The 2,176-nt window shown below is 39.7% G+C and carries 1 protein-coding gene; it reads right to left on the bottom strand.

Annotated elements, in window-relative coordinates; all coding sequences use genetic code 11:
- Positions 1-93: 93 nt before the first annotated feature.
- Positions 94-1,527: a group II intron reverse transcriptase/maturase gene (gene ltrA, locus NFS43_RS24305; protein ID WP_251555568.1), complete on the bottom strand. Its 1,434-nt coding sequence runs from the start codon at positions 1,525-1,527 to the stop codon at positions 94-96.
- Between the last annotated feature and the right edge of the window lie 649 nt (positions 1,528-2,176).

Here is a 2,176-nt window from a genome sequence, read left to right as displayed (position 1 = left end):
ATAAAGTAGGGAAACCTTTCTCAAGGCTTCCCCCTTATCAAACCGTACGTGCCCTACTAAGGCATACGGCTTACCAATATGTTACAATTTCTATCAAGAGGATGCATTCCAGGCGTTCCGCATCTTTTGGAGTCGGTGAGGTGTATAATACTCCTCACCTTTTGCTTTTGTAAGCTTGATTCTATTCTGGAGGTCTCTTTTGGCTTTACTGGACATTTCATCTAAATATTGTTCCTTTGTATATCCATATACTTTATTTAGATAAAGCCAATAGGTGGGAATTAGATTAATCTTTAGAAAGAATGCTTTATTCCATTGACTACGCATCTTTTTCTCTTTTCTTTGAGAAGGATGCTTGTGAATAAAGGCTACTCTAAGTCTTTTCCTTATATAACCATCTAATGAGGAAAGGGTTCTTCGAACCCACCGTGTAATACAGTGGTTTGGAAGTCCTAATTTAATGTTCTCCTTTATTGCGTTAACAATCGTAACGTAATAATTGACCTTCCCTCTAATAATGGGATTAACACGTTCAATCCATTCTTCCTTACTCAGCGTAAGCGTTTTACGGGTCTTATCCTTTATCTTTAGCCGAAAATCTTTGATGGACTCTTCCTTTGGAGTTACATGAAATACAGGTTTACTATCTTTCTTTCCTTCTCTCCAATGATGGAAGGTGAAACCTAGAAAATCAAAATCATCCTTCTTAAAGTCGACGATTTTTGTCTTTTCCTTAGAAATTTCTAGCCCTAATTCTTTCAACTTATCCCTAGTGATTGAAGCAGCTTTCTTGATGTCTTCTTTCGATTTTGCAAAAAGAAGAAAGTCATCTGCGTAGCGAACAAAGCGAATGTTGTTCAAATCCCATTCCCAATCTAGTTCATTCAAATACACATTTGCTAAAAGTGGTGAGATTACACCGCCTTGAGGAGTTCCATAATCCGAGTGAATGAGTTTTCCTTCTTCCATGTGTCCAGCTTTTAGCCATTGTTCAATCAGCCCTAGGACCGTACGGTCCGAAACATACTTCTTTAGAACGCTAATAAGATTCTTATGAGGTATATTATCAAAGAATCCTTTTATGTCACAATCGTAAATATGATTGTATCCTTGTTCAATATTCCAAAGGATTATTTGTAAAGCTCTTTGAACTCCACGATTTGGCCTATAACCGACTGACCAATTATGAAACAGATTATCCTCAAATTTCGGTTGAAGTACGTTTACAACACTTTGTTGGACAATGCGGTCTTCAATAGTTGGTATTCCAAGTGGTCGTTTCTTCCCATTCTTCTTAGGAATGTATACTCTCCTAACTGGTTGAGCTTGATAAGTCTTTGACCTTAACTTTTCTAGAAGTGCAATGATGTTTTCTTCTAATTTAGCATCATAACTTTCTATCGTTTCTCCGTCTATTCCACCTGCTCCTTTATTTGCTTTTACCTGTTCAAAGCTCTGAGTTAATTTGCGGTCAAATAGAATTTGTCCATATACACTGTGTAATTTAAATTTCCACTCTTGATTCATTGCATATTCCACGCCTTTCCTTGATGTACATTCAAACGGTTTTACCGCAGTAACATGATTGTTGGCATTACATCTTGTTCATGGCTTGGAGCCATAGGTCATTCCCCTTCCGTTCACTTGATGTTCTGGTCATCAAGTTACTCCCGTACTATGAGAATGTCTGACTACTCCACCAGTTCTTCGTCACTTCGGATTATCCTTATAGACTAGAACCCTGCCTGTTCGGTAAGATGGAGTCCTCACGGGGTCATCGCATTTCCCTTCTAAGCATACCCTGCACCATCACGCTATAAGTCACACTTTCTCGTTCTGACTTCTGAAGAAAATGTCTTTAAGTGGGCTTCCTCACTTTTCGAAAAGTCGCCAACTTATCTCGCCGCCGTGCTTCACACTTATTGCATTAGGGTCTACCTATTCGCTTACGGGTCTCTCGACTTTCCGCATCTCCTTCAGACAACACCTCGCGGTGTTGCCCTAGATTAAGCTTCCCAAGCTAGGTCAGTCTCCTTGGGTATGGATTTTCACCATCTGGGATTCGTATTCATTACCCTCACCAAGTCGTTTCACCGAGATGACGTCTCTTTCAGATAATGAAAAGAAGAGTGTCGACTGAGTCAACACTCTACGCGACTGCCCGTCGCACAAAAAG

Origin of the sequence: Neobacillus muris, from assembly GCF_943193175.1 — a bacterium.
Classification (GTDB): domain Bacteria; phylum Bacillota; class Bacilli; order Bacillales; family Cytobacillaceae; genus Neobacillus; species Neobacillus muris.
This window is presented reverse-complemented; position numbering and strand designations above follow the sequence as displayed.